This window comes from Bacillus tequilensis KCTC 13622 (genome assembly GCF_000507145.1).
GTDB lineage: Bacteria > Bacillota > Bacilli > Bacillales > Bacillaceae > Bacillus > Bacillus tequilensis.
The window spans coordinates 57,931-83,523 of the sequence record NZ_AYTO01000036.1; the positions used below are offsets into that span (position 1 = coordinate 57,931).

Sequence of the window (25,593 nt, forward strand, 5' to 3'; positions counted from 1 at the left end):
TAAAGGAAAGCAAGTAAAATTCATTCTGATAAAAGGAGGTACTTCTTACCATGCAAAAGCTTTCCGAAGACATGAAACAAACCATTATGGACATCTTCGAGCATCTGCACGCGAACCCTGAAGTCAGCTGGAAGGAATATGAGACAACGGCATTTCTAAAACAAAAGCTTGGGGATTTAGGGTGCCGGACGCGCACGTTTTCAGACTGCACCGGAGTTGTCGGCGAAATCGGCTCGGGCTCGCCGGTTGTAGCGGTGCGTGCTGACATTGACGCATTATGGCAGGAGGTCAACGGGACATTTCGCGCCAATCATTCCTGCGGCCACGATTCACATATGACAATGGCATTGGGCACGTTAATGCTGCTGAAAAAACAGTCAGAGCTTCCGAAGGGAACAATCCGTTTCATTTTTCAGCCGGCAGAGGAAAAAGGAGGCGGCGCCTTGAAAATGATAGAAGAAGGCGTGCTTGATGATGTCGATTATTTGTACGGCGTTCACGTCCGTCCGATTCAGGAAACACAGAACGGCCGCTGCGCTCCATCTATTCTGCACGGATCAAGCCAGCATATTGAGGGGACGATTATCGGAGAGGAAGCCCACGGCGCACGCCCGCATCTCGGGATAAACAGCATTGAAATTGCGGCATTACTTGTACATAAGCTCGGACTCATTCATATTGACCCGCAAATCCCGCATACCGTCAAAATGACCAAACTTCAAGCCGGCGGAGAAAGCTCTAACATCATTCCGGGAAAAGCATCGTTCAGCCTTGATTTGCGCGCGCAGACCAATGAAGCCATGAAAACGTTAATCGCCGAAACAGAAAGAGCCTGCGAATCGGCTGCCGCGGCATTCGGCGCGAAGATCGAACTGCAAAAGGAGCACAGCCTTCCTGCGGCAACACAAAACAAAGAAGCAGAAGCGATCATGGCAGAAGCCATTACAGATATCATCGGTGCAGAGCAGCTTGATGACCCGCTTGTCACCACCGGCGGCGAGGATTTCCATTTTTACGCCGTGAAAGTGCCGAACCTGAAAACAACCATGCTCGGTCTCGGCTGCGGACTCCAGCCCGGACTCCATCACCCGCACATGACCTTTGACCGAAACGCGATATTTACCGGCATTCACATTTTGGCTAACGCCGTAGTCAAAACCTTTCAGAAAGCGGAAACATCCGCTGCCGCTAACGCTTCTTAACGAAAAAAAGCAGCCTGGCTACAGGCTGCTTTCTCCATTACTTCTTCAAATCTTCAATTGAATTGACGTTTTTCATATATTCCGGCACAACAAGACCCATTTTCACGCCAGTCATGCTGGTGCCAATATCGTCATATTTGCCTTTATATTTGGCGGCGTATGCTTTATGGGTATTCGGCAGCCATGCGGAAAGGGATGCATCCGCGCTTCCCGTCGCAATTGCGGTCCACATTGGCCCGGCTTCTACCTGAGTAAGCGTCACGTCATAGCCTAAGTCTTCTAAGACTTTACCCATCACGTTTGTACTTGCAATCTCACTGTCCCACGCTACATAGGCAAGATTGATTTTATCACCATTTACCTTTTGAACACCTTTTGTCCACTCCGCAATCTGGTCCTTATGCTTTTTCACATAATCAGCAGCGACTTTGGCAGGTTTCTCGCCTTCTTCCACTCTGATCATCACTTCTCCCATCTCGTCTTGCGTCCATTTAAACTGGCTGAGAAGCTTTGCGGCATTCGGCTGTTCTTTGCTGAAGCCTTTGCGTGTGACCGTATGGATTTCCTCTGCGCTGCCGTAGGATTGCTTCGGATCATCGAGATATTTCAGCTTATATCTAGAGAACATCCAGTGCGGTGTCCACCCAGTAATGATAATCGGTTTCTTACGATCGTATGACTTTTTAAGCGTTGCGGTCATCGCAGCGCTTGACGCCGAAATCACTGTCCAGTCATTCAGGCCATAATCCTTCATCGCTTGGTCGGTCAGGGCCATAATCCCTGAACCGGGGTCAATCCCGATGATGGTCTTATTCACCTGTTCAGCCGCGGTTGCATTTTCATCGCTTTCTGAACCGCAGGCCGCGAGTGAGAGCGCCAGCATGGCGGAAACGCCGATACCGATGATTTTTTTAAGCATCAGGCATTCCCCCTGCTTTTCTTCTTCACTTTGATATTTTGCGTAATACGGTCAAGCGTAATGGCAACGATAACGATTGCGATACCCGCCTCTACACCGACCCCTGTTTTCAGCTGTGTAACGGCGCTGTATACTTCAGAACCAAGTCCAGGCGCACCGACCATCGCGGCGATAACAACCATTGATAACGCAAGCATGATACTTTGGTTGATTCCGGCCAGAATGGTTTTTGTCGCAAGCGGAAGCTGAACTTTAAACAAACGCTGAGCTGTCGTAGAACCGAACGCCTCAGTCGCTTCAATCAGATCCGCCGGCACTTGTTTAATACCGAGAACAGTCATGCGGATTGTCGGCGGCATTGCAAAGATAACGGATGCAACAACCCCCGGTACAACACCGATGTTGAAGAAGAAAATTGCCGGCAATAGATATACGAAAGCAGGCATTGTCTGCATTAAATCAAGAATAGGCGTGACAATACGGCGAACCGTTTCTTTCTGGGACGCCCAAATTCCGATCGGAACCCCGACCACAATCGAAATAATCACAGATGTCAAAACAAGCGCCAATGTTTGAAGCATTGGATCCCAATAGCCTAAATAATCGATCAGGAGGAATCCAATCAATGTAAATAACGCAATTCCTCTCGTACTGATCCACCACGCGAGTGCAGCGAAAATAATCGTTAACAAAATAGATGGGATAAATCCAAGACCGCTGACAATTCCATTTACAAAAGCGGCCAATCCGTTTGCGATTCCGTCGAAGAATCCGCCAAACGTTATCGTAATCCAGTCAACAAAACGGTCAATGATATCTGCTAAAGGTATTCTAGGCAGTCTATCCATCTTATTTCACCTCCTGTGCAGAAGGATCTTGTGTTTGTTCGTCAGTGCCTTCAGCGTTGATATACTCGTTATTGCCGGCAAGCGCGCCAATCAGTGCGCCTTTTACGACAATCCCTTTCATTCTTTGCTTCTCATCTACAACCGCAATTGGAATATTCGCATCAGAAACAGCGTCAAAAATCTCTGTCAGATACGTATTCTCTGGTACAGTCGTAAATTCTGTGTTCAAAATGTCTTGAAGAGGCAATTCAGACTCAGCCGCTTTTTTCGCATCAGACGCATAGACTACGCCCAACAATTTCTTTTGTTTGTCAACTGCGTAAATGGAAGAGATTCCAAGGTTTTTCATCAGTGTCAATGCTACGCGAGGCCCTTTATCAATCCGCACTGTTTCAGCGCGTTTCATAATGTGGCCTGCTGTGAGGACCTTAGATAAATCAACATCCTCAACGAATTTCTCAACATATTCGTTAGATGGATTCATCAGGATTTCCTCAGGCGTGCCGATTTGGACGATGTTACCGTCCTTCATTAGAACAATTCGGTCACCGATGCGCAATGCTTCATCCAAGTCGTGCGTAATAAAAATAATTGTTTTTCCGACATTATCGTGAAGATCAAGAAGTTCATCCTGCATATCTTTACGAATCAATGGATCGAGCGCACTGAAGGCTTCGTCCATCAGAAGAATGTCCGGATCATTTGTCAACGCGCGGGCAAGGCCGACACGCTGCTGCATCCCGCCTGAAAGCTGGTCAGGATATTGGTGTTCAAATCCTTCAAGGCCTACAAGCTTTAGAGACTCAAGTGCTTTTTGCTGGCGTTCTTGTTTGTCTACACCTTGAAGCTCCAGTCCGTATTCTGTGTTTTCAAGTATCGTTCTGTGCGGGAACAGAGCGAACTTTTGGAAGACCATGCTGATTTTTTTCCGGCGTACTTCCCGGAGCTGGTCTTTAGACATATTTGTTATCATGTCACCATCAATGTAAATATTTCCGGCAGTCGGTTCAATAAGCCGGTTTAATAGCCGTACTAACGTTGATTTACCGCTCCCTGATAGACCCATGATGACAAATATCTCACCATCATATACATCAAAATCAGCTTGATTTACCCCAACGGTTGATCCAGTCGCTTTCAGGATCTCTTTTTTTGTCTTTCCGTCGGCAAGCATCTGAACTGCTTTCTTTGTATGTTTCCCAAAAATTTTAGAGACTTTCTCGACTTTTATCTTAATTGGTTTCTCATCTACACTCATATTTTCCCTCCATATTAAGCAATCTTAATTAACGTAACATTTATGTAACATCTCCACAAACAGCATATTTCCTATTATTCTGTATCATTTCTTTATAAACATCCCTGTGGCCGTTTGACCTTATTTATGCTTCTAAATACTCTGTTATACTCCTTTATGATTGTATTTTACAGGTGATATTTCGCTCACCTATGTTTGAAAGCGCTTTTAATGGCACTTAATTCCTCTTTTTTTCTATAATTGTTCTCCTTTACTGGAAAAATAAGTTGCTTTTCCACCTCCCATTATGTATTATAGTTTCATGACTATGAAACAATCAGATGATCAAATCAGAGCCCAAATCTTTAAAGCGCTGTCTGATGAATCGAGGCTTGCCATTATTCGAACGCTTTATTACAGCGGAAAAGAACTCAGCTGCGGTGAAGTAGGTGAAAAATGCGATATTGTCAAAACCACAGCATCCTATCATTTTAAAACGCTGCGGGAAGCGGGATTAACGGCAACCCGGAAAAATTCACGGACAAAATACGTCAGCCTGCGGGAAGACACATTTCAAACATACCTACCCGGCTTTTTGGAAACCCTTTAACAAAGGGTTTCCTCTATACATATCTGTTTCATAGTTTCAAAGTTATAAAACTATAGGAGTGATAACATTTGAATCGTATTTGGCTTTTCTTCAGTGTGATGTTTGTCATTGGCACGGATACTTTTTTACTTTCTCCGCTTCTCCCGCTTTTACAGGATCAGTTTCATGTCTCTACCGATTTGTCGGGCTGGATGGTCAGTGCTTATGCACTCGGTTATGCGCTGTTCGCTTTAATTGCGGGCCCGATCTCAGACAGGCTTAACAGGAAAACAGTCATGCTGTGGGGACTTGCAGGCTTTATCGTATCCACGTTTTTATGCGGCATCGCACCCTCTTTTGCCGCCATGTGCCTGTTCCGTTTTGCCGCAGGCGTTAGCGCTGCGTTTGTGACGCCTCAAATTTGGGCGTCCATCCCTGTCCTCGTCCAGCCTTCTCAGATCATGAAAAGCATGGGGATTGCAACAGCGGGATTGGCCGCTTCACAAATGCTCGGACTGCCGATCGGAGGTTTTTTCGCTTCCTTTACATGGCATACGCCCTTTTTCGTTTTGTCAGCGTGCTCGCTTATTCTTCTATTGATTCTGGCGGCTGTTATGCCTGATATTCGACCTTCTGAACAAATAGCGCGCACGTCAATTTCCGCTCCATATCGGGAGCTGTTTTCGCTGCCGAAAACAGCGGTCATTTTGCTGGCCTATTTCCTCTTTCAAACCGGAAATTTCGCATCGTTCAGCTTTCTCGGCACTTGGCTTTCTGCGGATTATCATTTAACCGTTTCGCAAATTGGCGCCGCTATGCTTGTACTCGGACTGGGAAATATGATCGGAAGCCTGCTCGGAAGCCGGATTTCAGAAAAGCTGGGCATGTTTAAAACATTGATCGGCGGCATGCTGCTGATGGGCGCTCTCTATTTCGCTCTTCCTTTCTTACCCAACTTAATTTTAGTAGAAACAAGCTTTTTTCTCACATTCTTTACAGCTGGCATCATCTTTCCGTTAATGATGGGTGTCTTTCAATCCATTTCACCGAATGCGCGAGGAACCATCGCTTCCCTTTCCAATGCCGCTATGTATGCAGGTACCACTGTCGGCACATGTGCTGCAGGTTTTTTATATCAAAGCGCACACCATTTCGGAGCCGTCACAGGATTTACAGCCATTCTATTCATCCTGTCGATGACTCTCTACCAGACAACCGGGAATCGCCAATCCGCAGCCCGGGCGTGAATGTAAAAAAAAAGCACCTCAATCGCGAGGTGCTTTGCTTATTCAAGCTCAGTTTGTTTTGTTTCTTTCCCCATAATCAAAATACAAGCAACTGCTAGTAAGATGGCAATGCAAAAGATTGAAAAGATGACTGAAAACGAAATATGGCGGGCTGCGAGCGTTCCGACGAGCAGCGGGCCGAAGATGCCGCCGATTCTTCCAAACGCCGCTGTCGTTCCTGAACCTGTTGCGCGAATCGCTGTCGGGTATTGCTCCGGTGTATAGGCATACAGCACGCCCCACGCACCAAGGTTGAAAAACGATAACAGCATGCCAGCCGTAAGCAGAAGGCCTAAGGAATCAGCTGTTCCGAAGAAATAGGCGCTTCCTGCCGTACCGATCAAGTAAATGACGAGTATCCGCTTCCGGCCCGCTTTTTCGATCAGCCATGCAGCGGAAAAATAGCCCGGAAGCTGAGCAAGCGTCATCAGCAGGACATATTCAAAGCTTTGAATCATGCTGAAGCCTTTCATCAGCATGACACTCGGCAGCCATAGGAACATGCCGTAATAAGAAAACACCACGCAGAACCACACGATCGACAGCATCACAGTCGGCCTTATATACTGTCTTGCCCAGACGCTTTTTACATTCTCCCACACCGATTTCTTTTTAGCAGACAGCGACTCATATTTCGGCGAATCAGGCAGACCCGTCCGCAAGTACAGCGCATAAAAAGCAGTCAGCGCGGTTAATAGCAGGGCAGCCTGCCAGCCGAGGCTTGGGATCACAAAGTAAGAAATCAGTGCCGCTGCGAGCCAGCCTGCGGCCCAAAAGCTTTCCAGGAGCACAATCACTCTGCCGCGCTTCTCAGGCACAACCGCTTCCGATACAAGTGTTGAAGCAACTGGGAGCTCTCCGCCAAGCCCCATCCCGATGACAAAACGAAGAATGAGAAATGCTGATAAGCTCGTTACAAAAGCGGAAATGCCGCTTCCGATGGAAAAGCACAAAAGGGTAATGATAAACACTTTTTTGCGGCCGATTCGATCAGCCAGTAAGCCAAACAAAAACGCACCCGCGGCCATGCCGATGGAATTGACGCTTCCGATCCATTTCATTTCTTCAGGCGACAGATTCCACTCCACATGGAGCGCGGCGATAATAAACGATAATATTCCGACATCCATTGCATCAAACAGCCACCCTAAGCCGGCGACGCCCAGCAGTTTACGCTGGGAAATAGGCTGTCGTTTTCCCATTGCCAACACCTCTGATATGCAAAATGATTACCGTTTAAGTTTACACCTGTCTTTACATGTTGTCATTAACAAAATGAAGGAAATGAAAAACCCCGCTTATGTTTCACAAGCGGGGTTCCTTTTATTGCTGCAAGGCTGCTTTTTTAATATTATCCTGCAGCTGGGCAATACGTCTCGCGCCTTCTTCGCGGAGGCGTTTGTTTTCTTCTTCGATTTGTTTTGTTTCCTGCATGCCGCTGACGATCGTGTTCCAAGACGATTCGATTGTTTCAATATCAATGCTTGGTCTGCCGGCCATTCTGGCAATTTCAACACTTTGGTTCGAGATGTTTTCGGCATTTCGTCTCAGCATCTCGTTTGTCCGGCGGTCAAGCTCGCTCATGGAGTCAGCCACAAGCTTTTGGCGTTTCACGGTAACAGCCTGAATAATGCCGTTTTTAAAAATCGGAATGGTGATAATGAATGCGGAATTGATTTTCCCGATCAGCTTTGCATTTCCGCGCTGCAGGAGACGGATTTGAGGTGCCGTTTGAAGAGCCACCATCCGTGCCATATCCAGATCATACACCCGTTCTTCAAGCGCCTGAATGCCATTGCGCAGTGTATCGAGCTGCATTTGCGCCAGCTGATTTCCGCTTGCCGCTTTTTCTTCATATGAAGGAAGGACCGACTGCATTTCTTCCAGCTTCATTTGCCCGGCAACGACGTATTTTTCGAGCTCCATATAGTATTTGATATTGTTTTCATACATTTCATCGAGCGTGTAGTTCGTCTTTGTCATCTCATCTTTGTATTTCGAAATCTCAACGTTGATTTTTTCAATCTCCCCGCCGAGTGTCTGATACTTTTTAAAGATTTTTTCAATCATGCTTCCGCCGCGTTTGAAAATTTTCGCCATTAATCCCTTCGGCTCATCAAAATCGTTTTTATCGAAGCGGTCCATGATTTTCCCAAGCTGAGTCAGCATTGTGCCGGAGTCTGTCACGCTTGTTGTTTTCATCATTCCCAGGATGCGGTCAGAGAACTTGGAAATTTCAACGGCCGGCTCCTTGCCGTACTCAAGCAGCTCCATTTGGTTTTTGACGTCTATTTGCTGAACAAGCCGCTTCACCTCTGGTTCCTGACGGAGCTGGAGACGGATATCGTCAGCTTTTTGCTGGGAAATTTCTTCGTTTTTATCGAGAACAAGAGGATTTTGGTTTTCAGTTGTCATGCTTTTCTTCTCTCCTTATTTTTGGGTAATCGTTCTGAACAGCCTGCTCACAATCGAAGGCTCTTTATAGTCCTGCTGAAACACCATGTCGTCGAGCCAGTGGATATCATACTGATCCTCTTCAATAAACTGCTCAATATCTTGATGGCCGGGAGGGTTATAAATCATGATGTCGATCCCGATTTCATTTAGGAACAGCAGGGCCGCAGCATCCGAACGCGTGAGTCCGCCGCTCATTTCCGTATGATATAAAACGAGTTTCGGAACGGTTTGCGCGTAGTCGAACATGTGAATCAGTTTCAGCAGATGAGCAGGCAGGTTTGTTGTTTGTTTAAACAAGTAAATTTGAACATCTTTGATTTGTTCCTGAGGCAGGGCCTTAAGCCGCGGGTGTCTGCACATTCTCGAAATGGTCTTGGCAATGGCAGTCTGAACGCCCGCCGGCAGCTGCTTGTACTGCCACACATTGCTTGCCATCAGCTTGTCCGGATCAATGTTCCCCTCGTGATCAAGTGCGTGGCTGTAGTGAAATTGATAGTTTGACTTTATTTCTTCAGTAAACGGAAAGCTTCTGACCATTTCTGTTTCCTGATAATCCGCTAATGTATGAAGCCTGTTCCAATATTCTTTATTGTCTTTCGACACACCCATAATTTTGGCGAATACATTCGGAATCTCGATGGAATGTTTATCAGCTTTGAAATTCGGCCGAATAAAGGCGCGCTCTTTCGTGATTAAAAACAGTTCATCATAGGTCGTTTTCAATGTAACAGATACCGGTGTGTGATCTCTGAACTGCCATGGCTTGTACAGCATGGATTCTTCGTGATTGAGCACATGTTCAATTTCCTTTGTTGAGCGGTAGGCGACTGTTGATTTCCGGTCCGGTTTTTCTTTTGGAAATGGCTGAAGCTCTGAAACGTCGGGGAGCTTTTCCGTAAAACTGAGCTCCTGCTTCGGATCAACAAGCGTCAGCTGATCGGTACCCGCCGGATGGAACAACAGAACATCGCAGCCGACTAGCATCAGATAATATAAGAAATAGAGCTGGCTTTTCGTCGCGTCTCCATACCAAACAACCTTTGGCATCTCCCGCTCTATATCGGTTTTTTCCAGCCAAGGATTCAGGTGATTCAAAGAAAACTTCGAGACATCAAGCAGCACTCTGCGAAAATCAGGATGATTCAGCCCCTTCTCATGACTGTCCGCAAAGGTATGCAAAAGCGTCATCAGCGCTTTTCTTAAATGGCGGTGCATCAAGGGATTTGAGTGCTTCGCAATCAGCTTTTCCCCGTCCAGAAAGGCAACAAAACGGCTGACTGACAGCCCTTTTTCTTTCTGATTGATGGAATGAATATGCTGGAGCTTTTGAAATGTTTCCGGCTCGATGGTTTTATCAAGCGTTTCACTCAGAATGGTAATGCGGTCGTTTACAGACAGCTCATACAGCTCGTTATAGTAGTCTGTCTCATCAATAGGCGTGCCTAATATCTGCCCGGCAAGACGAGAAAATGAAAGGCCTTGTTCTGTTTCATAGTGATCCCGCTCGGGCAGTGGCTGAAACAGCAGGCTTTTCCACTCTCCCTCCGCCGGAAGTGCTTTATGAATGGTTAGTTCTTCTTGTCTCATCTTATCCTCCTTTCCGGTTTGTCATCAGAAGATATTTCTGTAACAAAAAAGGAAGGACATTGAACCTCCCTCCTTGTTTTGTTTTATTCTTCTTTTGAAGCGGCTGTTTGTTCGCGCACCTGCTTTTGTTTGTTGATGTAGTGAATGATCAATGTTACCGCAAATGCTGCGATAATGATCATGAAGAATACAGAGTGCGGCATTTCGTAATGGAAAGCGCTCGCCGCCATTTTCAGCGCGATAATACCGATTAACACGAATGCTGTGTTTTCCAGCTCAGGAATTTTATCAATCAGGACAAGGAATACTTTTGCCACTGTACGCATCATCAGAATACCAAGCATACCGCCGATCAGAAGCACCCATACTTTTTCAGATACCGCAAACGCGGCAAGGATGCTGTCCACAGAGAAGGCAAGGTCCATTAATTCAACTGAAACAACAGTCGCCCAGAAGATCCCGAATGTGCGGACCATCCAAGAGTTTTTCTTCATGCCGTCCGCTTCCTCATCATTTTCGCCGATCCAGAAGTGCTTAATGACGAGCCAAGCCAGGTAGAGGGCGCCAAGCACCTTGATCCACCAGAATTTGATGAGGAGCATACCAAGCCCAATGAAAATAAACCTGAAAATATAAGCTCCAAACAAACCATACGTTAACGCTTTTTTCCGCTGTTTTTCCGGCAGGTGTTTGACCATGACCGCAAGAACAAGCGCGTTATCGGCCGATAAAAGGCCTTCCAGAACAACAAGGGAGCCGATCAGACCCCAGGAAACAGGATCAGTCAGCACTTCCCCCCACATTTTCCAATCGAAAAATGAAGCATACGTAGACATGATATGATGTAAAAAGTCCAAATTTTTTCCTCCTATTAATTTGAAACGGTGACTTCTCTATTTGTCACTCGCTTACACTTGCAAACCGTAGTTCCGGCACAATGCAGCCAGCCCGCCGGAAAAACCGCTGCCGATCGCATTGAATTTCCACTCTCCGCCGTGTCTGTAAAGCTCACAAACAACAACAGCCGTTTCAATGGAAAAGTCTTCTCCTAAATCAAAGCGAAGAAGCTCATTCTGCGTTTCTTCATCCACAACGCGCACAAACGCATTGGAAACTTGTCCAAAGTTTTGGCTGCGTGCGTCAGCGTCGTGAATGGTCACTGTGATGCCGATTTTTTCAATGTGAGCAGGTACCTTTGAAAAATCAACGATAATCTGCTCATCATCTCCGTCGCCCTCACCCGTGCGGTTGTCACCCGTATGGATGACACCGCCGCTTGGATGTTCAAGGTTATTATAGAAGACGAAATCGAGATCATTCACGCAGTTATCATGCGCATCAACTAAAAAGGCTGAAGCATCCAGGTCAAAATCGTCTCCGCCGGAGTACTTGTTTGTGTCCCAGCCTAAGCCGATCACTGCTTTTGTGAGTCCCGGATTTGTTTTCGTTAAATCAATTCGCTGTCCTTTTGATAATTGAATGGCCATACTGCCTCTCTCCTTTCTGCTCTTCGTATTTGTCTTAACCGACTTGCAAACCGTAGTCCGTTGCGATGCGGGCAAGGCCGCCTTGGTAGCCTGAGCCCATAGCGGAGAATTTCCACTCGCCGTTATGTCTGTAAAGCTCCCCTGCAATGATTGCTGTCTCAATAGAGAAATCTTCCGCAAGGTCGTAACGGATGAGCTCTTCATTTGTTTCTTCATTTACGATGCGGACGAACGCGTTTGATACTTGTCCAAAGTTTTGGCTGCGCGCTTCTGCGTCGTGAATGGTGATAACAAATGAGATTTTATCAATGTTTGCCGGTACAGCGCTGAGATTCACTTTTACATTCTCATCATCGCCTTCGCCAGCGCCAGTCAGGTTATCGCCTGAATGAACGACTGAACCGTTGCCGCCTTCAAGCTGGTTGTAGAAAATAAAGTCGTTTGGAGACGCGCATTTGCCCGCCGCATCTAACAGAAACACGCTTGAATCAAGATCAAAGTCGTGCCCGCCGTCATACTTGTTCGTATCCCAGCCTAAACCGACAACAACCTTTGAAAGACCCGGATTTGTTTTTGTTAAATCTACTTTTTGTCCTTTTGCCAATGAAATTGTCATGTTTCATCCACTCCTTTTCTTTTATACGTATCGGTTGATAATATCTTCTAGTCTCGTATCGTTTGTGCCTTCACCAATCGCCGCAAACTTCCACTCACTGCCGCTTCGGTAGATTTCTGCTGTAATGAGACTTGTTCTGCCGGCATAATTGTCTCTCAAATTGTATTTGAGCATTTCTTCATGATTAGATTGGTTAACGACGCGGATAAACGCGTTTTGAATCATGCCGAAATCTTGTTTTCTTCTGACACAATCGTAAATGTTCACTACAAATACAAGCTTATCGATGTTTGCAGGCACTTTATTCAAATCTATCATAATTTGCTCGTCATCGCCCGCGCCGTCACCCGTCAAGTTGTCGCCTGTATGCTGTACACCGCCGCAGCGGCTTTTCAGGTTCCCGAAATAAACCAAGTTATTCTTATCAGTGAATTTTCCGTTTTCCAGCATCACCACTGAAGCGTCACAGTCGATATTCGGACCGCCTCCGCCAAGCAGTTTGCTGAAGAATCCTCCGCCTGAAGACACCGGGTCCCAGCCGAGACCGACCATCAATTTTGACAGGCCGGCTTTTCCTTTTGTTAAATCAATTCGCTGACCTTTTTCTAAAGAAATTGCCACACGATTCACTCCTACTCATCGAAATGTGAAGATAGTCACATTTATTTTTACGCTCACAAGGTAAATAAGCGGTAAATTATTAATATATACGTTTGTTATTATATCAAAGTTTCGTAAAAGTTAAGAATAATTGACGAAAAACCTCGAAAAAAAACTTCCATATTTGATATATGTTTTGCAGATGCTATGAAGTACGCATCTTAAACAAACCATTTGACGCGAGCGAGCCATTTTGCCTATTCTTGTGTCACATTCTAAAAACAGACAGAAAGGAAGCGGCCTTTTGATTCATTTAAGCGTACTTGATCAGGCACCTGTTTCTAAAGGAGAAAGCCCTGTGACGACTCTTCAGCATTCGATTGAGCTTGCCGCACTGAGCGAGCAGTGGGGCTATAAGCGTTATTGGTTTGCCGAACATCACAGCACGAGAGGACTGGCAAGCACGGCGCCTGAAATTATGATCGCACGCATCGCGGCACAGACAAGCACGATTCGTGTCGGGTCAGGCGGCGTGCTGCTGCCCCAGTACAGCCCGTTTAAAGTGGCTGAGACCTTTCGCCAGCTTGAGGCGCTGTATCCAAATCGGATTGACCTTGGTGTCGGCCGTTCCCCCGGCGGCACGACAAAAACCCGTCTTGCGCTAACGGACGGGGTGAAAAAAAGCTTAACCGAATTTAACAGACAGCTGCAGGACGTCTCTTATTTTCTCACCGATTCCCTGCCTGCCGGGCATCCGTATATTGGAATCAAAGCGGCGCCCCTTATTGACACTGCACCTGAGCTATGGGTGCTCGGTCTCGGTGAAAACAGCGCAAGACGCGCGGCGCAGCAGGGGATTGGATATGTGTTTGGGCATTTCATTAATCCAGAACGGGGTGAAAACGCGTTTCGCGTATATCGCGAAAGCTTTCGGCCTTCAGCCCATTTTTCGTCTCCAGCAGCACTTTTTACGATTTTTGTCATTTGCGCAAAAACAGATGAAGAGGCAGAAGAGCTTGCGTTAAGCCAAGATTTATGGCTTCTTCGCGTCGGAAAAGGCTTGGACAGCCGCGTGCCGAGCATTGAGGAAGCAAAGGCAAATCCCTATACAGCGTCTGATAAAAAATTGATAGAAGAAAACAGAAAGCGGATGGTGATCGGTTCTCCAACCACTGTCAAACAGCAGCTTTTAGAGCTCAAAAACCTTTATGACACAAATGAAATCATGGTTCTGTGCAATGTGTTTGATTTTGAAGCGAAAAAAGAATCGTATGAGCGTCTTGCCGGGCTGTTTCTATAAAAAAAGCAGTTTTCCCTTGTGGAAAACTGCTTTTCAAGCTACTGGCGCGCTTTTTTGCGCTGGGTTTCTTTTTTGATAAATGTCCAAACACCTTGAACCGCAAATCCGATCAAAAGCAGCACGATCAAAAGCAGGGTTATTGACGGCCCTGGGGGCGTTCCAAGCTGATAGGACGATGTCAGTCCCATAAATACGCTGAATAATGAAATCAGTATGGCTGTGATAAATACCATGTTAAAGCCTTTTGCAATTCTGATGGCGAATGCTGCCGGCAATACGAGCAGGGCTGATACAAGAAGAACCCCGATGATCGGAATAATGACTGAGATCGCAAGGCCTGTAACGATACTGAATGACATCGACAGGAAGTTTGTATTAATCCCCGATGTTTTCGCTGTTGCTTCATCAAATGTCAGCAGGTAGAGCGGTCTTTTCAGGACGATAAAGTAAAGCAGGATCAGCAGTGTAATGATACTGATAATGTACACCTGCTGCTGGTTTACAGTCACGAGCGATCCAAATAGGTATTGATCGATGCTCATATTGGCGGTGCCCTTTGAAAGGCTGATTAAAAACATCGCAAATGACAAGCCGGCCGCCATTAAGATGGCAATGGACACTTCTGAATACGTCCGATATGCCCGCCGCATGTATTCAATCCCGATTGCGCCGGCGGTCACCACAACTATGCTCGCCGCGGTGATATTGGTGCTGAGAAAAAAGCCGATGGCAACACCCGATAAGGAAATATGTGAAAGCGTGTCAGCCATTAAGGCCTGTCTTCTGAGAACGAGATACACCCCTAAAATCGGGGCCATGATGGCGATCATGCCGCCTGCTAGAAAAGCTCGTCGCATGAATTCCAAGTCAAACATTTCCATCCGCCTTTTTCTCCTCTCTCTAATCGAATCACTTTATCTAAAAATTGCTGTACTTCATTTTGTTCATGAGTAACCATTACCACTGTGCGGTTGTGATTTTTCACGAGATGGTGCATAAATTCGTAAAATCCTTTTCTGCTGTCATAGTCAACGGCTGTTGTCGGTTCGTCCAGCATGAGAAGGTCCGGATTGCTGGCAAGCATTCTGGCGATACAGATTTTTTGCTTTTGCCCGCCTGATAAATCACCGATTTTACGATGGCGGAGCTCCCACATTTCCACCATTTTCAGTGCTTTTTCTACCTCGATATGATCTTCTTCATTTAACCGTTTAAACCATTTCCCTTTTGCATAGCGCCCTGACTGAACAAGCTCGAGCACTGTGCTTGGAAAGCCGGCATTAAATGAAGAAATTTGCTGCGGGACGTACCCTATCGTCAGCCGTTTTCCTTCTGTATTCCTTTTACTGATCGTCACCGTGCCTTCCCACGGTTTCAGCATGCCGAGCATCACCTTTATAAGCGTCGATTTAGAGGCGCCGTTTGGTCCCGTGATGCCGACGAACTCACCGCTTTCAATATCCAGTGATACTTTATCTAAAACAGGCGTGTGGGAGTAGCCGAATACGATATCTTTCAATGAGACGAGATTCATGTTAATCTTCCTTTCTCACAAAGAAATAGTGTGCACCCTCCGGCGCACACCATCTTATGATTTAACCAATAGTGAATCTTTCAGAGCATCGAGGTTTTGTTTCATCACGTCGATATACCCTAAACCTTTGTCCTGTTCTTCTTTGCTTAAGCCTTCCAGTGTATTCAGCACTTCTGTCTTCGCGCCGATTTCACTGGCTAGCGTATCTGCGACCTTTGAGGATGCAATTTCTTCAAAGTAAATGACTTTTACGTTATGTTCTTTGGCATATGTTTTCAGCTTTGCCAAGTCGGCTGCGCTTGGTTCTTGGTCAGGCGAAAGCCCTGCAATCGGAACCTGCGTCAGGCCGTACTCTTTTGCCAGATAGCCAAAAGCTGTATGCTGCGTGATAAATTCTTTCTTCGCCGCTTTTTTTACGGTTGTACGATATAGTTTATCAAGATCCTGCAGTTTTGCAATATATTCTGCACTATTTTTCTCATAGTATTCTTTATGATCCGGGTCCTGCTTCACGATTTGCGCCGTAATATTTTTAACTTCCTTCTGCGCCAAAACAGGGCTGAGCCATATGTGAGGGTCTATTGCATGGCTGCGCTCATGCTCTCCATGCCCGTGCTCTTCTTCCTCAGAGCCTTCCATTAAATCAATGCCTTTGCTTGCATTGACGAAAACGGAATGACCTTGGCCCATGCTTTTTTCAGCTGACGGTACCCACGTTTCCATGTACTCACTATTATAAATGAACAAATCGGCATCCTGAATGTTGGCAATGTCTTTCGGCGTCGGCTCCCAATCATGCGGTTCAACTGAAGAAGGGATTAACAAATCCACATCGCCTTTGTCTTTTACTATTTGTTTTGTAAATTCATACATTGGGTAGAACGTTGTGACAATGTGCAGTTTATCACCTTTAGAATCCGCCGACCCTTTTGTTGATGAGTTGCCGCATGCTGCAACTAGTAAAAAGCACGCCGCAATCACGAACAAACCGCCCCATCTTTTAAACATATCGGATATCCCCTCTTTTCATAAACACTTAAATCAAAATGATAACGATTTTATAATCCTATATCATAATAAACCGAAGTCATTACGTTTTGCAAGATTAAATTTCATTTTGATTTTATTCTTCCCGGCTATAGCGCGAATATAAGTACCTAAAAAACCCGGCTGAAAAAGCCGGGCTGAGTCATTTTATTGTATTGTCGAGAAGATACACTCTGCTCTCGAAAGGCTGGAACACCATTTCATCAGCAAGATCACCGCTGTTGCTATAATTGCTGAGAAGCAGAGATGCTTGGGCCTTGCCGCAGTGCTCAGGCCATCGGAAAACGGCTTGCTCTTTTGAAAAGTTATTCACCGACAAAAGCTGCTGTTTGCCGTTTTCTCTCATGTATACAAACAGCTGCGGATCATCCGGAAGCAAAAGATCATAGCTTCCTTTGATGAGATCAGCGTACTGCTTTCTCAGGCGGATCAGCTTTTTGTAGTAAGTGAAGATCGAATCAGGGTCTGTCAGTGCTTCCTCGACATTGATGGATGTGAAGTTCGGATTGACCTTCAGCCAAGGTGTGCCGTCAGTAAATCCGGCATTTTTGCCGCTGCTCCACTGCATCGGCGTCCGGGCGTGATCCCGGCTTTTAGCTAAGATTGATCTCATTACATCTTCTGGATCATAGCCTTTTTCAAACACCCGTTTATGATACATATGAATCGTTTGGATATCTTTGTAGTCCTCAATTCGGGTAAAAGGCGCGTTTGTCATCCCGATTTCTTCTCCCTGATACATATACGGCGTGCCTTTCATGAGATAAAGAACGGTGGCCAGCATTTTCGCGGATGCTTTGCGGTATTCCCTCTCGTCTCCAAATCTGGACACAATCCGGGGCTGGTCGTGGTTGCACCAATATAATGTATTCCAGCCTTGATGTTCAAGCTTTTTTTGCCATGCTGTCAGTACCGATTTTAAATCAGAAAGCTCAAGGGGCTTTACATCCCAGTGTTCTTTTCCGGGCTGCTGGTCAAGCTCCATATGCTGAAAATGAAAAATCATATTCAGCTCGTGCTTAGCTGTTCCCGTATACTTCAAGCCCTCTTCCGGTGTGACGCTGCCGACCTCTCCCACAGACATGACATCATATTGAGAAAACACTTCATCTGTCATTTCTTTTAAATAGTCATGGATTCGTTCGCCATTTGGCTGGAAAGGCTTCGGCTCAGCCTGCTGATTGACATAGTCCTCATACGAGGGAAGATATTCTTTCTTGGAAATGAGATGGAGCTGGTCTATACGCAAGCCGTCGACCCCTTTATCCAGCCAAAATTTCATCATGTCATACACCGCTTGGCGAACTTCGGGATTTTCCCAGTTTAAGTCAGCTTGTTTGACGGCATTCATATGAAGATAATATTCTCCCGTGTGCTCCTCATATTCCCAGACCGGTCGTCCGTAGTTAGACACCCAGTCTGTCGGCGGACCGTTCTTTGTGCCGGGGCGCCAAATATAATAGCTGCGGTATTTGCTGTTTTTGTCCATTTCAGCTTCTTTAAACCACGGATGCTCGACAGAAGTGTGGTTTAACACAAAATCCATCACCAGCTTTAACCCTCGCTGATGCACCTGGTCAACCAGTTCGTGAAAATCGTCCATCGTTCCATATGAATCCATCATTGCTTTATGGTCCGTCACATCATAGCCGTAATCAACATTTGGAGAAGGATAAAGCGGGCAAATCCAAATCACATCCGCCCCGAGCTCCTTTATGTAATCAAGGCGGGACATGATCCCCCGCAGGTCTCCAATTCCATCTCCATTACTGTCCTGAAAGCTTCTCGGATAAATTTGATACACCACCGCATCCTTCCACCAGTCTGTTTTCATCCCACAGTCCCCCTGTTTTGTGTTCTTCTATTCAAGCTGAGACGGATAAAGTGTCATTCCGCCGTCGACGAATAGTGTTGAGCCGGTCACGTAGCTCGCTTCCTCAGATACGAGCCATGCCGCTGCCGCCGCTACTTCTTCCGGCTTTCCAAAGGCTTTCATCGGGATTTTTTTCAGTTGTTTTTGCCTGCTTTCTTCCTTTTTCGTATCCACATTTGATTCTGTCGCAATGGTACCGGGCGCTATCGCGTTGACGCGGATTCCTTTATCCGCATAGTTGACCGCCAGCGTTTCTGTCATCATCTTGATGCCGCCTTTGGACGTGGAATACTGGACGTTGACGGGGCGCGGGATCTGTTGGTGAACACTTGAGATATTCAGCACATTGCCTTTGATGTTGTTTTTCATCATGTGATTAAGCGCTGCTCTCGCTCCCAGAAAGGTCCCCGTGACGTTAACATCAATGACTCTCTGCCAATCTTCAAGAGTCATCTCATGCGGCATAGCCTCCGCACCATTAAAGCCGGAGTTGTTCACCATCACATCGAGCGTGCCGAAATGCTCTAAAGCGGTATCCAAGAGCGCCTGAATCCCTGCTTCTTTTGACACGTCCGCCTCAATTGCGACAGCTTTTCCTCCGTTATGCTTAATGATGTCCACCGTTTCATCAGCTCCGGTCGGATCGCTGTGGTAGTTCACGACAACATTCATGTTCTCCTGACCGAACCGCTCCGCTATGGCTTTCCCGATTCCTTTTGAAGAACCTGTCACAATCGCTGTTTTACCTGTTAAATCTTTATACATAAACGATATCCTCCTCTGATTTTCCATTATGCAGTGGAAAATACCCCATTTTTCCCGGTTGAAAACAGCATAAAAAAGCAGAGAACCTGTATGTTCTCTGCCACCTTCTATTGAAAACGCTGGTCAGTAAGCTTCTTTTTAATATCCATCAGCCTGCGGTAAAAGAAAGCCGCGGATTCGTAACGTTCTTGCTGATTGAAACGTTCCGCTGTATCATGCAGCAGATCTTCTGCATCGGCAAGAAGCTGGCGGGATTCCAGCAGGTCAAAGCATTCTGTAAGCACGTTCCGGTCGCCGCTTCCAAGATACAGCTCATGAATGAGGCGGAATTTCGTCAAGTACATGTCATCGTCCCATTCAGTTGCACTCTTTATCCCGAGGCCATACGTCTCTGCCGCTTTGTCGTATTTTCCTTCTTTACAGTAGATATGGGTCAGTGAAAAAAAAGCTTGAACGGCTTGCTGAAAGTTGTGCTCCTCAAAAATAGCGGCGGCTGTTTTGAAATAGTCCTCCGCTTCCTTGTAATCGCCCAGACTGTATTTACAGTGGCCGACATTATAATGGGCGGCTGCGATCATATACGCTTCTTCAAGCTGTCTGGCATGATCTAAGGCGCTGCACAGGTGTGTCAGTGCTTTTTCGTAATGATAAACATCGGCCAAATTCCCGGCGATAATAAATTCACACTGCACACGGCGGCGCCCGTACAATTCATATTTCGTATAGATATCAAGCGCCTGGCTCGCGTAATTCATTGAAAAATACGTTTGTTTGATGTGATAATACACTTCCGCTACCTTAAAAAGAAACTCGGCTTTTTCGATCTCATCCTCGACATACTCGAGTTTTTCCTCAGCATGCTTGTAATGGTCAATCGCTAAAATAAAATTTTTCTGCTTAAATTCGTACATCCCTCTGAAATAATAAAAGTAGTATTCCAATAAGCCCGTAAGTTTTTGCTGATTGCTTTCAATTTCGTTCAGCATATCAGAGAACGGAGGCTTGGTGTCGCTGTCTTTTACTGGCATCAGCTTATCAAGCATGATTCGGTGCCGGAATTCCATCAAAGAAAAATATAAAAGCAAGTCCTGATTTTCTTCCATATCTTCTAAATCGTATTCAATCTCCCGTTTTAACGCCTCTGCTTGGTCCGCTTCAAATGCGCGAATGAGCTTGTACCATTCATTTAGCTTTACTGCTACATCTTCAGATGGAATCTTTGCTCTCATCAGTCTGCCTCCTTCCTCCTGCTACTATTTATGTTATATTTTATCATAGCTGTTCACTTTTAGAGAGAGTCAATCACTTAAAAGCGTTAACATGCAGCACACCACGAGAAAGTGAGACTGATATGAAATTATCCGCGAAAACATCTGTTGTCTTATGTATTCTGTTTCTTCTTGATCTGTGTTTTAGCTATATACGGCATGAATGGCAATCTCAAAACGCCTTGCAGCATATGCCTGTCCCTTCGGATCTTCATCCGATTGTGAAGCAGAATGCCGATGCCCTCAAAGCAGCAGCAGCGAATCAAGGCATTACCGTCGTCATGACTGAAGGATTCAGGTCCTTTAAGGAACAAGACGAATTATATAAACAGGGACGTACAAAAAAAGGGAATATTGTCACCTATGCAAGAGGAGGGGAATCGTATCATAACTATGGCTTAGCTATTGATTTCGCTCTTCAAAAAAAGGATGGCAGCATCATATGGGATATGGAATATGACGGCAATCAAAACGGAAAATCAGATTGGCTGGAGGTTGTCGAAATCGCTAAGAAACTCGGTTTTGAGTGGGGCGGGGACTGGAAACGATTCAAGGACTACCCCCACTTGGAGATGGTTCCTCGCTAGACACCTCACAGCCTTTTCTTTTTCCTTATATGCGCATCAATATAGGGAGGATATACCGGATGATAGACAAGCTTGTATTGCTGATCGATGCCTGTTGGAAAATCAGGCTGCCACTTCAGCTTCACATCAAACGCGGCTAAAAATGTTTCTCTCGCTTCTTCAGCTGGAACATCCGGCCTGTGATTGATAGTTTCTAACTGTTCAGGATCAATATCCGGGGCCATAAAAGCGTCAATCATCCCGGTTTCCGGATTGACAATGATGCGGGCGGCGCCGAACCGCAGCGGCACGCCTTTATACCAGACAGAAAAATGATTGCGGACCCTCCCTCTATCATCAATTCGGACGGGATTCACTCTGAAAAATTCAGCCGCTCTCGGATAGAGGGCGTACAAAAACTGAAGCGCTGCCCTTTGACATTCTTCCGTTGAGCATGGGCGGCCGTTCTGCGGGTCAATAAAAGAGATCGCTGCTTTTAATTTCCCTGTTCTTTTATCGGTCTTCATTTTGATTGTATTTTTATTTCTCGTTTCAAAATAACTCCCTATGCTCAAATCCTTACGCTCCGGCGTATTGCCTTTGCGCCATGTGCTTCCTATTTCTTCTCCAAAGTCTCTTTCACTGACTTTCTGCATATCAGAGGTGAGTCCCAGCATGGCGTATATATCGATTTGTTCGTTGTTCTGAAGCGGCGGCAGAGGCGTCCCGTTTTCTATTCTTTCATCGGCGATATGCTGGTCAGGCACGATGTCGTCTACATCCGCAGGATAGCTGTATCCCGGCAGAATCGGTTCATACACAAGGCGGGGGGTTTGTTCGCCATCAATGACATCGTACATCAGCTGCAAAGACATTGTATTTAAGTAATGAGACACAACCTTCTCTTTTGCTACAAATTCCTTTGGAACTTCGGCTTTATACCCTTCTCCGTAATATAAAAAATGGACGATCTGTCCGCTTTTTGTCATCTCAATTAAAAAGCCTGAATTGGGAAGCGGAAGCCCTAATTCCATTTTGGCATAGATAAAACGAATGTGCTGTCCTCGCTCTTCCTTGCCTTGGAAATGAAAATTCATAAACGTATTGGGATGGTTGGCAGCGGCGAACTGAAGAGCCGTCAGCTTCAGCTCGGCTTCCGGAAGTTTTTTGTCTGTCTCGGAGCGCACGGTTGTTGAAAAGGTAAGCAAAGCGCCGTCATTACCGAGTTCCACTGTAATGTGCTTTTCCGGATTTTCGGGGTCCTTCCAGATGAAGTATGCCTGCCTCTTCTTCTTTTGCTTTTGGTCGTAATCTTCTATTTCAAGCTCATAATGCGGCGGTACATTCCCGATCTCTTGCGCCTTCTTTTTCAGCTGTTTATTTACCAATGAAGTCATCCTTTCAAAGAGTCTACGACAAAGAGAATCCTGTTTATTATATATAAAGACCTTTCTTCATTTAAAGTGAAGAAAGGTCCTTTTCTATTATTGTCATTGCTTTTCAATATTCCTTCTGTTACTTTCGTCCCATATCACCTTTTATATCTCCGGTATTTGCGTGAATTTCAGCCGCTTTACCATGAACTGATCACAGGCTCTCCTGTATGGGCTTCTATAAAACGCGGATATACCGGCTTGTAGACGAGCCTGTAGCAGTGCGCTTCATCATCACGATATTCTCTCTCCCAGCCCAGCTCAACTTTAAAATGCTGCCAAAACATAGACTTGGCTTGTTCTGCTGAAATGGCCGGGACGGGATGAATGGCTTCCAGCTCTTTCGGGTCAATATCCGGTCCCATATAAACGATAATGTGACCCGTCTGGCGGCTGACGCAGATTCTGATCTGCCCGAACCGGAGCGGAACTCCGTGACAGTGCGCTTCAAATGTAAAACCAGCGACTGCGTTTTCTTCTTCATCCGGTTCTTTGTATCTGATCTTAAAATATTGATCGGCATTCGGAAATAAAGCAAACAGAAAACGAATGGCAATTTTTTCGCACTCTGCCTCACTTACTGTCAAAGGCCCTTTTTTCTCCATAAATGACATGACGCCTTCGAGTTTTCCGGTTTCTTTATTATGGATGGTTTTCACCACTTGATGATTCCGGCCTTTAAACCAGCTGTCCAAGCTTTTATCCTCCGGCTGATACAAAGGATCATTGGGATTTCGCCAAACGGTCCCGATTCTCCCGTCTCCCAAATCCGTTTCCCGCTCTTTGACAAAGCCGTTTTCGATGCCGATCATGCTGCCGGGATCGACCTTATCGTGAATGCCTTCGAATAAAGGGAGGGGAAAGCTTTCCTGCTCCATGTCATCCTCATGATCAAGTTCTTGTTCTTCTTGAACCAAATCCGCAGGCACTGTAATGGCCCTGCAGTCAGGCTCATACACCAAATGCGGCTGATCGTCCCCATTTTTGTAAACAGAACGATGAAGGACCTCAAACAAAAGGTCGAACTCCACGTCCTTCTTCATAAAGGCAAGTGCCTCCTTATCATCGGCCACCCGCTGCGGCTTGATGATGCTGCCCACTTTGCCGTAATAACTGAAAGACATGATCTCACCTGATAAGGAAACGTCGGCCATAAATCCGCTCCTGGGCAGAGGAAGACCCTCCTCCATTTGAACATATGAAAATCTCACTTTATCGTCGTATGTACGGTCATCTTCTTCACGGACAAAGGCAGAGAGCGCTGCCGGATAATAAGTCTCAACAAATTGGCGCATGGTATCCTCCAATTGCTCCTCAGACAGCCTTTCTCCGCTTTCAGGCTCCATATCTCGAGAAAGGGATTCGAGCTGCCCGTCCGGTCCAAGTTCCACGCTAATGCCAGTATGCCCATCCTGAGGATCTGTCCAACAAAAATAGGTTCTTTTTTCATCACCGCCATCATCTTCAATTTCCAGTTTAAAGTGTGCCGGCACCCGGCCGATTTCCAGTGCTTTTCGTTTCAGTTCCTCTTTTTTCACAAATACGGCCCCTTCCATCGTTCTTATGTCCTCTTCAACTAATCGAAAAGTAATAGTCTGAAATACACAAATTTCTGAGTTTGCCAGTTTTACCAGAACATTTTTCACCAAAAATAGGTTAATAAACCTATTCAATATAAATGCTAATAATCTTAAAATTAATTCCGTTGTTACTTTTTACAGGTCCATTCATGACTAAGGAGGGCGGAGTTTCCAGAAAGCCCGGTGCAAATCGTGAGAAAAGAACCGATTTTTTGGTTATAAAATGCTAACCATTCAAAAAGATCCATTTTCTCAAAGACAAAAGACTCCCTTTCCCAAAACCATTTTAGGAGGAAAATGAATGTTTCAGAAAAAAACGTACGCTGTTTTCCTAATTCTTCTGCTGATGATGTTTACAGCTGCTTGTTCCGGCAGCAAAACAAGCGCGGAGAAGAACGAATCAGAAACAGAAAAAAGCTCAGATATCGCTCAAGTTAAAATCAAGGATGTCTCTTATGCGCTTCCGTCTAAATATGATAAGTCAACTTCGGATAACCAGCTTGTGTTAAAAGTCAATGTCGCTGTGAAAAACACAGGAAAAGATCCGCTGAGTGTAGACGGCATGGATTTTACTTTATACCAAGGTGATACCAAAATGTCCGACACAGCCCCTGAAGACTATAACGAAAAGCTTCAAGGCAGCACGATCAACGCTGACAAATCCGTTGAAGGAAACCTGTACTTCGTTGTAGATAAAGGCGAGAAGTACGAACTTAACTACACGCCGAAATCTTACGGTGACAAAAAGCCAAAATCAATGACTTTTAAAATTGACGGTAAAGACAAAAAAATCCTGGCGACGGCAGATAAGCTCCAAGATTCCGCAAAAGCGTTATCGGCTTATGTTGATGTCCTTCTTTTTGGTAAAAACAACGCTGATTTCGAAAAAATCACCGGCGCCAATAAAAATGAAATTGTAAATGATTTTAACAAGTCAGCCAAAGACGGCTACCTATCAGCTTCTGGCCTTTCAAGCACATATGCGGACAGCAAAGCACTTGATAATATCGTAAACGGCATTAAAGAAGGATTAAGCAAAAACTCATCCATTCAGGCGAAAACAACTTCCCTCTCAAAAGACGAAGCCATTGTTGAAGCCACAATTAAACCTGTAGATGCGTCTTCACTTTCTGACCGCATCGAAGACAAAGTGAAAGACTACTACAGTAAAAATTCTGACGCCAGCTATGAAGAGGCTGTGAAATACGCGCTTCAAGTCTATCCTGAGGAGTTCAAAAAGCTCGGACCTGCTTCATCAGAAAAAACGGTTGAAGTGAAAATGAAGAAAAATGACATCGACCAATGGCAGCTTGATATGGACGATTACAGAGCAGCAGAATTAGTCGAAGCATTCATCAAAGAATAAAACACCAAAAGGAAATAGCCTTCAGCTATTTCC

24 protein-coding genes and 1 pseudogene are annotated in these 25,593 nt (G+C 45.6%); 7 read left to right on the forward strand and 18 right to left on the reverse strand.

Annotated features, from left to right (window positions below):
* Positions 1–50 precede the first annotated feature (50 nt).
* The gene (locus tag V756_RS0115905) at positions 51–1,202 is read left to right on the forward strand and encodes a M20 peptidase aminoacylase family protein (RefSeq protein ID WP_024715528.1); all 1,152 of its coding nucleotides are present in this window, start codon (positions 51–53) and stop codon (positions 1,200–1,202) included.
* 37 nt (positions 1,203–1,239) lie between these two features.
* On the opposite strand, the gene opuAC is transcribed toward V756_RS0115905, so the two are convergent.
* From opuAC to opuAA, 3 genes are read right to left on the reverse strand one after another with little or no spacing between them, the layout of a single operon-like run.
* A complete protein-coding gene (gene opuAC, locus V756_RS0115910; RefSeq protein WP_024715529.1) occupies positions 1,240–2,121 on the reverse strand; it encodes a glycine/proline betaine ABC transporter substrate-binding protein OpuAC in 882 nt (293 codons plus the stop codon).
* Positions 2,121–2,969, reverse strand: coding sequence for a glycine/proline betaine ABC transporter permease subunit OpuAB (gene opuAB / locus V756_RS0115915; RefSeq protein WP_024715530.1), 849 nt, complete (start codon positions 2,967–2,969; stop codon positions 2,121–2,123). The genes opuAC and opuAB overlap by 1 nt, the downstream gene beginning before the upstream one ends.
* A gap of 1 nt (position 2,970) precedes the next feature.
* Entirely contained in the window at positions 2,971–4,227 is a 1,257-nt protein-coding gene (gene opuAA, locus V756_RS0115920; RefSeq protein ID WP_024715531.1) for a glycine/proline betaine ABC transporter ATP-binding protein OpuAA, read from the reverse strand.
* A gap of 286 nt (positions 4,228–4,513) precedes the next feature.
* Here opuAA and V756_RS0115925 point away from each other — a divergent pair, with 286 nt between their 5' ends.
* Positions 4,514–4,816, forward strand: a complete 303-nt coding sequence (locus V756_RS0115925) for an ArsR/SmtB family transcription factor (protein WP_081719893.1) — start codon at positions 4,514–4,516, stop codon at positions 4,814–4,816.
* A gap of 68 nt (positions 4,817–4,884) precedes the next feature.
* Positions 4,885–6,042 carry an MFS transporter gene (locus V756_RS01000000122615; protein WP_032682133.1) on the forward strand — a complete coding sequence of 386 codons (1,158 nt, stop codon included), beginning with the start codon at positions 4,885–4,887 and terminating at the stop codon, positions 6,040–6,042.
* A 38-nt stretch (positions 6,043–6,080) separates the two neighbouring features.
* On the opposite strand, the gene niaP is transcribed toward V756_RS01000000122615, so the two are convergent.
* The 7 genes from niaP to V756_RS0115965 form a co-directional block, all read right to left on the reverse strand.
* A complete protein-coding gene (gene niaP / locus V756_RS0115935; RefSeq protein WP_024715533.1) occupies positions 6,081–7,283 on the reverse strand; it encodes a niacin permease NiaP in 1,203 nt (400 codons plus the stop codon).
* A gap of 121 nt (positions 7,284–7,404) precedes the next feature.
* Positions 7,405–8,496, reverse strand: coding sequence for a toxic anion resistance protein (locus V756_RS0115940; protein WP_024715534.1), 1,092 nt, complete (start codon positions 8,494–8,496; stop codon positions 7,405–7,407).
* 15 nt (positions 8,497–8,511) lie between these two features.
* Positions 8,512–10,125 (reverse strand): YceG family protein, encoded by a 1,614-nt coding sequence (locus V756_RS0115945; RefSeq protein ID WP_024715535.1) that lies wholly within the window; start codon positions 10,123–10,125, stop codon positions 8,512–8,514.
* An 83-nt stretch (positions 10,126–10,208) separates the two neighbouring features.
* Positions 10,209–10,982: a TerC family protein gene (locus tag V756_RS0115950; RefSeq protein WP_024715536.1), complete on the reverse strand. Its 774-nt coding sequence runs from the start codon at positions 10,980–10,982 to the stop codon at positions 10,209–10,211.
* A 51-nt stretch (positions 10,983–11,033) separates the two neighbouring features.
* The gene (locus V756_RS0115955; RefSeq protein WP_024715537.1) at positions 11,034–11,612 is read right to left on the reverse strand and encodes a TerD family protein; all 579 of its coding nucleotides are present in this window, start codon (positions 11,610–11,612) and stop codon (positions 11,034–11,036) included.
* Positions 11,613–11,646: 34 nt separating this feature from the next.
* Positions 11,647–12,228 (reverse strand): TerD family protein, encoded by a 582-nt coding sequence (locus V756_RS0115960; protein ID WP_024715538.1) that lies wholly within the window; start codon positions 12,226–12,228, stop codon positions 11,647–11,649.
* A 21-nt stretch (positions 12,229–12,249) separates the two neighbouring features.
* A complete protein-coding gene (locus tag V756_RS0115965) occupies positions 12,250–12,849 on the reverse strand; it encodes a TerD family protein (RefSeq protein ID WP_024715539.1) in 600 nt (199 codons plus the stop codon).
* 283 nt (positions 12,850–13,132) lie between these two features.
* On the opposite strand from V756_RS0115965, the gene V756_RS0115970 reads away from it, so the two are divergent.
* Positions 13,133–14,128 carry an LLM class flavin-dependent oxidoreductase gene (locus V756_RS0115970; protein WP_024715540.1) on the forward strand — a complete coding sequence of 332 codons (996 nt, stop codon included), beginning with the start codon at positions 13,133–13,135 and terminating at the stop codon, positions 14,126–14,128.
* A gap of 38 nt (positions 14,129–14,166) precedes the next feature.
* Here V756_RS0115970 and znuB read toward each other — a convergent pair whose 3' ends face one another.
* From znuB to rapJ, 6 genes are all read right to left on the reverse strand, one after another.
* Entirely contained in the window at positions 14,167–15,009 is an 843-nt protein-coding gene (znuB, locus tag V756_RS0115975) for a zinc ABC transporter permease ZnuB (protein ID WP_024715541.1), read from the reverse strand.
* Positions 14,967–15,662: a zinc ABC transporter ATP-binding protein ZnuC gene (znuC, locus tag V756_RS0115980; RefSeq protein ID WP_024715542.1), complete on the reverse strand. Its 696-nt coding sequence runs from the start codon at positions 15,660–15,662 to the stop codon at positions 14,967–14,969. The genes znuB and znuC overlap by 43 nt, the downstream gene beginning before the upstream one ends.
* A 54-nt stretch (positions 15,663–15,716) precedes the next feature.
* Positions 15,717–16,670, reverse strand: a complete 954-nt coding sequence (locus V756_RS0115985; RefSeq protein WP_024715543.1) for a metal ABC transporter substrate-binding protein — start codon at positions 16,668–16,670, stop codon at positions 15,717–15,719.
* Positions 16,671–16,851: 181 nt separating this feature from the next.
* Complete coding sequence (locus V756_RS0115990; protein WP_024715544.1) at positions 16,852–18,543, reverse strand: glycoside hydrolase family 13 protein; 1,692 nt, start codon at positions 18,541–18,543, stop codon at positions 16,852–16,854.
* A 27-nt stretch (positions 18,544–18,570) separates the two neighbouring features.
* Complete coding sequence (locus V756_RS0115995; RefSeq protein WP_024715545.1) at positions 18,571–19,347, reverse strand: SDR family oxidoreductase; 777 nt, start codon at positions 19,345–19,347, stop codon at positions 18,571–18,573.
* A gap of 107 nt (positions 19,348–19,454) precedes the next feature.
* The gene (gene rapJ / locus V756_RS0116000; protein WP_024715546.1) at positions 19,455–20,576 is read right to left on the reverse strand and encodes a response regulator aspartate phosphatase RapJ; all 1,122 of its coding nucleotides are present in this window, start codon (positions 20,574–20,576) and stop codon (positions 19,455–19,457) included.
* Positions 20,577–20,698: 122 nt separating this feature from the next.
* Between rapJ and cwlK the strand changes: the two genes are divergently transcribed.
* Positions 20,699–21,202 (forward strand): peptidoglycan L-alanyl-D-glutamate endopeptidase CwlK, encoded by a 504-nt coding sequence (gene cwlK / locus V756_RS0116005; RefSeq protein WP_024715547.1) that lies wholly within the window; start codon positions 20,699–20,701, stop codon positions 21,200–21,202.
* A gap of 5 nt (positions 21,203–21,207) precedes the next feature.
* Here the strand turns inward: cwlK and V756_RS0116010 are convergent, their stop codons facing one another.
* The gene (locus tag V756_RS0116010; RefSeq protein ID WP_024715548.1) at positions 21,208–22,569 is read right to left on the reverse strand and encodes a YcdB/YcdC domain-containing protein; all 1,362 of its coding nucleotides are present in this window, start codon (positions 22,567–22,569) and stop codon (positions 21,208–21,210) included.
* 185 nt (positions 22,570–22,754) lie between these two features.
* The gene (locus V756_RS0116015; RefSeq protein WP_024715549.1) at positions 22,755–24,170 is read right to left on the reverse strand and encodes a YcdB/YcdC domain-containing protein; all 1,416 of its coding nucleotides are present in this window, start codon (positions 24,168–24,170) and stop codon (positions 22,755–22,757) included.
* Between the two features lie 173 nt (positions 24,171–24,343).
* Here V756_RS0116015 and V756_RS1000000123980 point away from each other — a divergent pair.
* Together V756_RS1000000123980 and V756_RS0116020 are read left to right on the forward strand one after the other, a co-directional pair.
* Positions 24,344–24,495: pseudogene (locus V756_RS1000000123980) on the forward strand (hypothetical protein).
* Positions 24,496–25,560, forward strand: a complete 1,065-nt coding sequence (locus V756_RS0116020) for a DUF4352 domain-containing protein (protein ID WP_024715550.1) — start codon at positions 24,496–24,498, stop codon at positions 25,558–25,560. It begins immediately after the preceding pseudogene.
* Positions 25,561–25,593 lie beyond the last annotated feature (33 nt).

What these genes read in the sequence shown, in the direction of transcription:
- cwlK (WP_024715547.1), top strand. Translation starts at nt 20,699, where the DNA reads ATGAAATTATCCGCGAAAACATCTGTTGTCTTATGTATTCTGTTTCTT.
- opuAB (WP_024715530.1), bottom strand. Translation starts at nt 2,969, where the DNA reads ATGGATAGACTGCCTAGAATACCTTTAGCAGATATCATTGACCGTTTT.
- opuAA (WP_024715531.1), bottom strand. Translation starts at nt 4,227, where the DNA reads ATGAGTGTAGATGAGAAACCAATTAAGATAAAAGTCGAGAAAGTCTCT.
- V756_RS0115955 (WP_024715537.1), bottom strand. Translation starts at nt 11,612, where the DNA reads ATGGCCATTCAATTATCAAAAGGACAGCGAATTGATTTAACGAAAACA.
- V756_RS0115945 (WP_024715535.1), bottom strand. Translation starts at nt 10,125, where the DNA reads ATGAGACAAGAAGAACTAACCATTCATAAAGCACTTCCGGCGGAGGGA.
- V756_RS0115960 (WP_024715538.1), bottom strand. Translation starts at nt 12,228, where the DNA reads ATGACAATTTCATTGGCAAAAGGACAAAAAGTAGATTTAACAAAAACA.
- V756_RS0115985 (WP_024715543.1), bottom strand. Translation starts at nt 16,670, where the DNA reads ATGTTTAAAAGATGGGGCGGTTTGTTCGTGATTGCGGCGTGCTTTTTA.
- V756_RS0115940 (WP_024715534.1), bottom strand. Translation starts at nt 8,496, where the DNA reads ATGACAACTGAAAACCAAAATCCTCTTGTTCTCGATAAAAACGAAGAA.
- znuB (WP_024715541.1), bottom strand. Translation starts at nt 15,009, where the DNA reads ATGGAAATGTTTGACTTGGAATTCATGCGACGAGCTTTTCTAGCAGGC.
- znuC (WP_024715542.1), bottom strand. Translation starts at nt 15,662, where the DNA reads ATGAATCTCGTCTCATTGAAAGATATCGTATTCGGCTACTCCCACACG.
- niaP (WP_024715533.1), bottom strand. Translation starts at nt 7,283, where the DNA reads ATGGGAAAACGACAGCCTATTTCCCAGCGTAAACTGCTGGGCGTCGCC.
- opuAC (WP_024715529.1), bottom strand. Translation starts at nt 2,121, where the DNA reads ATGCTTAAAAAAATCATCGGTATCGGCGTTTCCGCCATGCTGGCGCTC.
- V756_RS0115995 (WP_024715545.1), bottom strand. Translation starts at nt 19,347, where the DNA reads ATGTATAAAGATTTAACAGGTAAAACAGCGATTGTGACAGGTTCTTCA.
- rapJ (WP_024715546.1), bottom strand. Translation starts at nt 20,576, where the DNA reads ATGAGAGCAAAGATTCCATCTGAAGATGTAGCAGTAAAGCTAAATGAA.
- V756_RS0116020 (WP_024715550.1), top strand. Translation starts at nt 24,496, where the DNA reads ATGTTTCAGAAAAAAACGTACGCTGTTTTCCTAATTCTTCTGCTGATG.
- V756_RS0116015 (WP_024715549.1), bottom strand. Translation starts at nt 24,170, where the DNA reads ATGGAAGGGGCCGTATTTGTGAAAAAAGAGGAACTGAAACGAAAAGCA.
- V756_RS0115990 (WP_024715544.1), bottom strand. Translation starts at nt 18,543, where the DNA reads ATGAAAACAGACTGGTGGAAGGATGCGGTGGTGTATCAAATTTATCCG.
- V756_RS0115925 (WP_081719893.1), top strand. Translation starts at nt 4,514, where the DNA reads ATGTATTATAGTTTCATGACTATGAAACAATCAGATGATCAAATCAGA.
- V756_RS0115905 (WP_024715528.1), top strand. Translation starts at nt 51, where the DNA reads ATGCAAAAGCTTTCCGAAGACATGAAACAAACCATTATGGACATCTTC.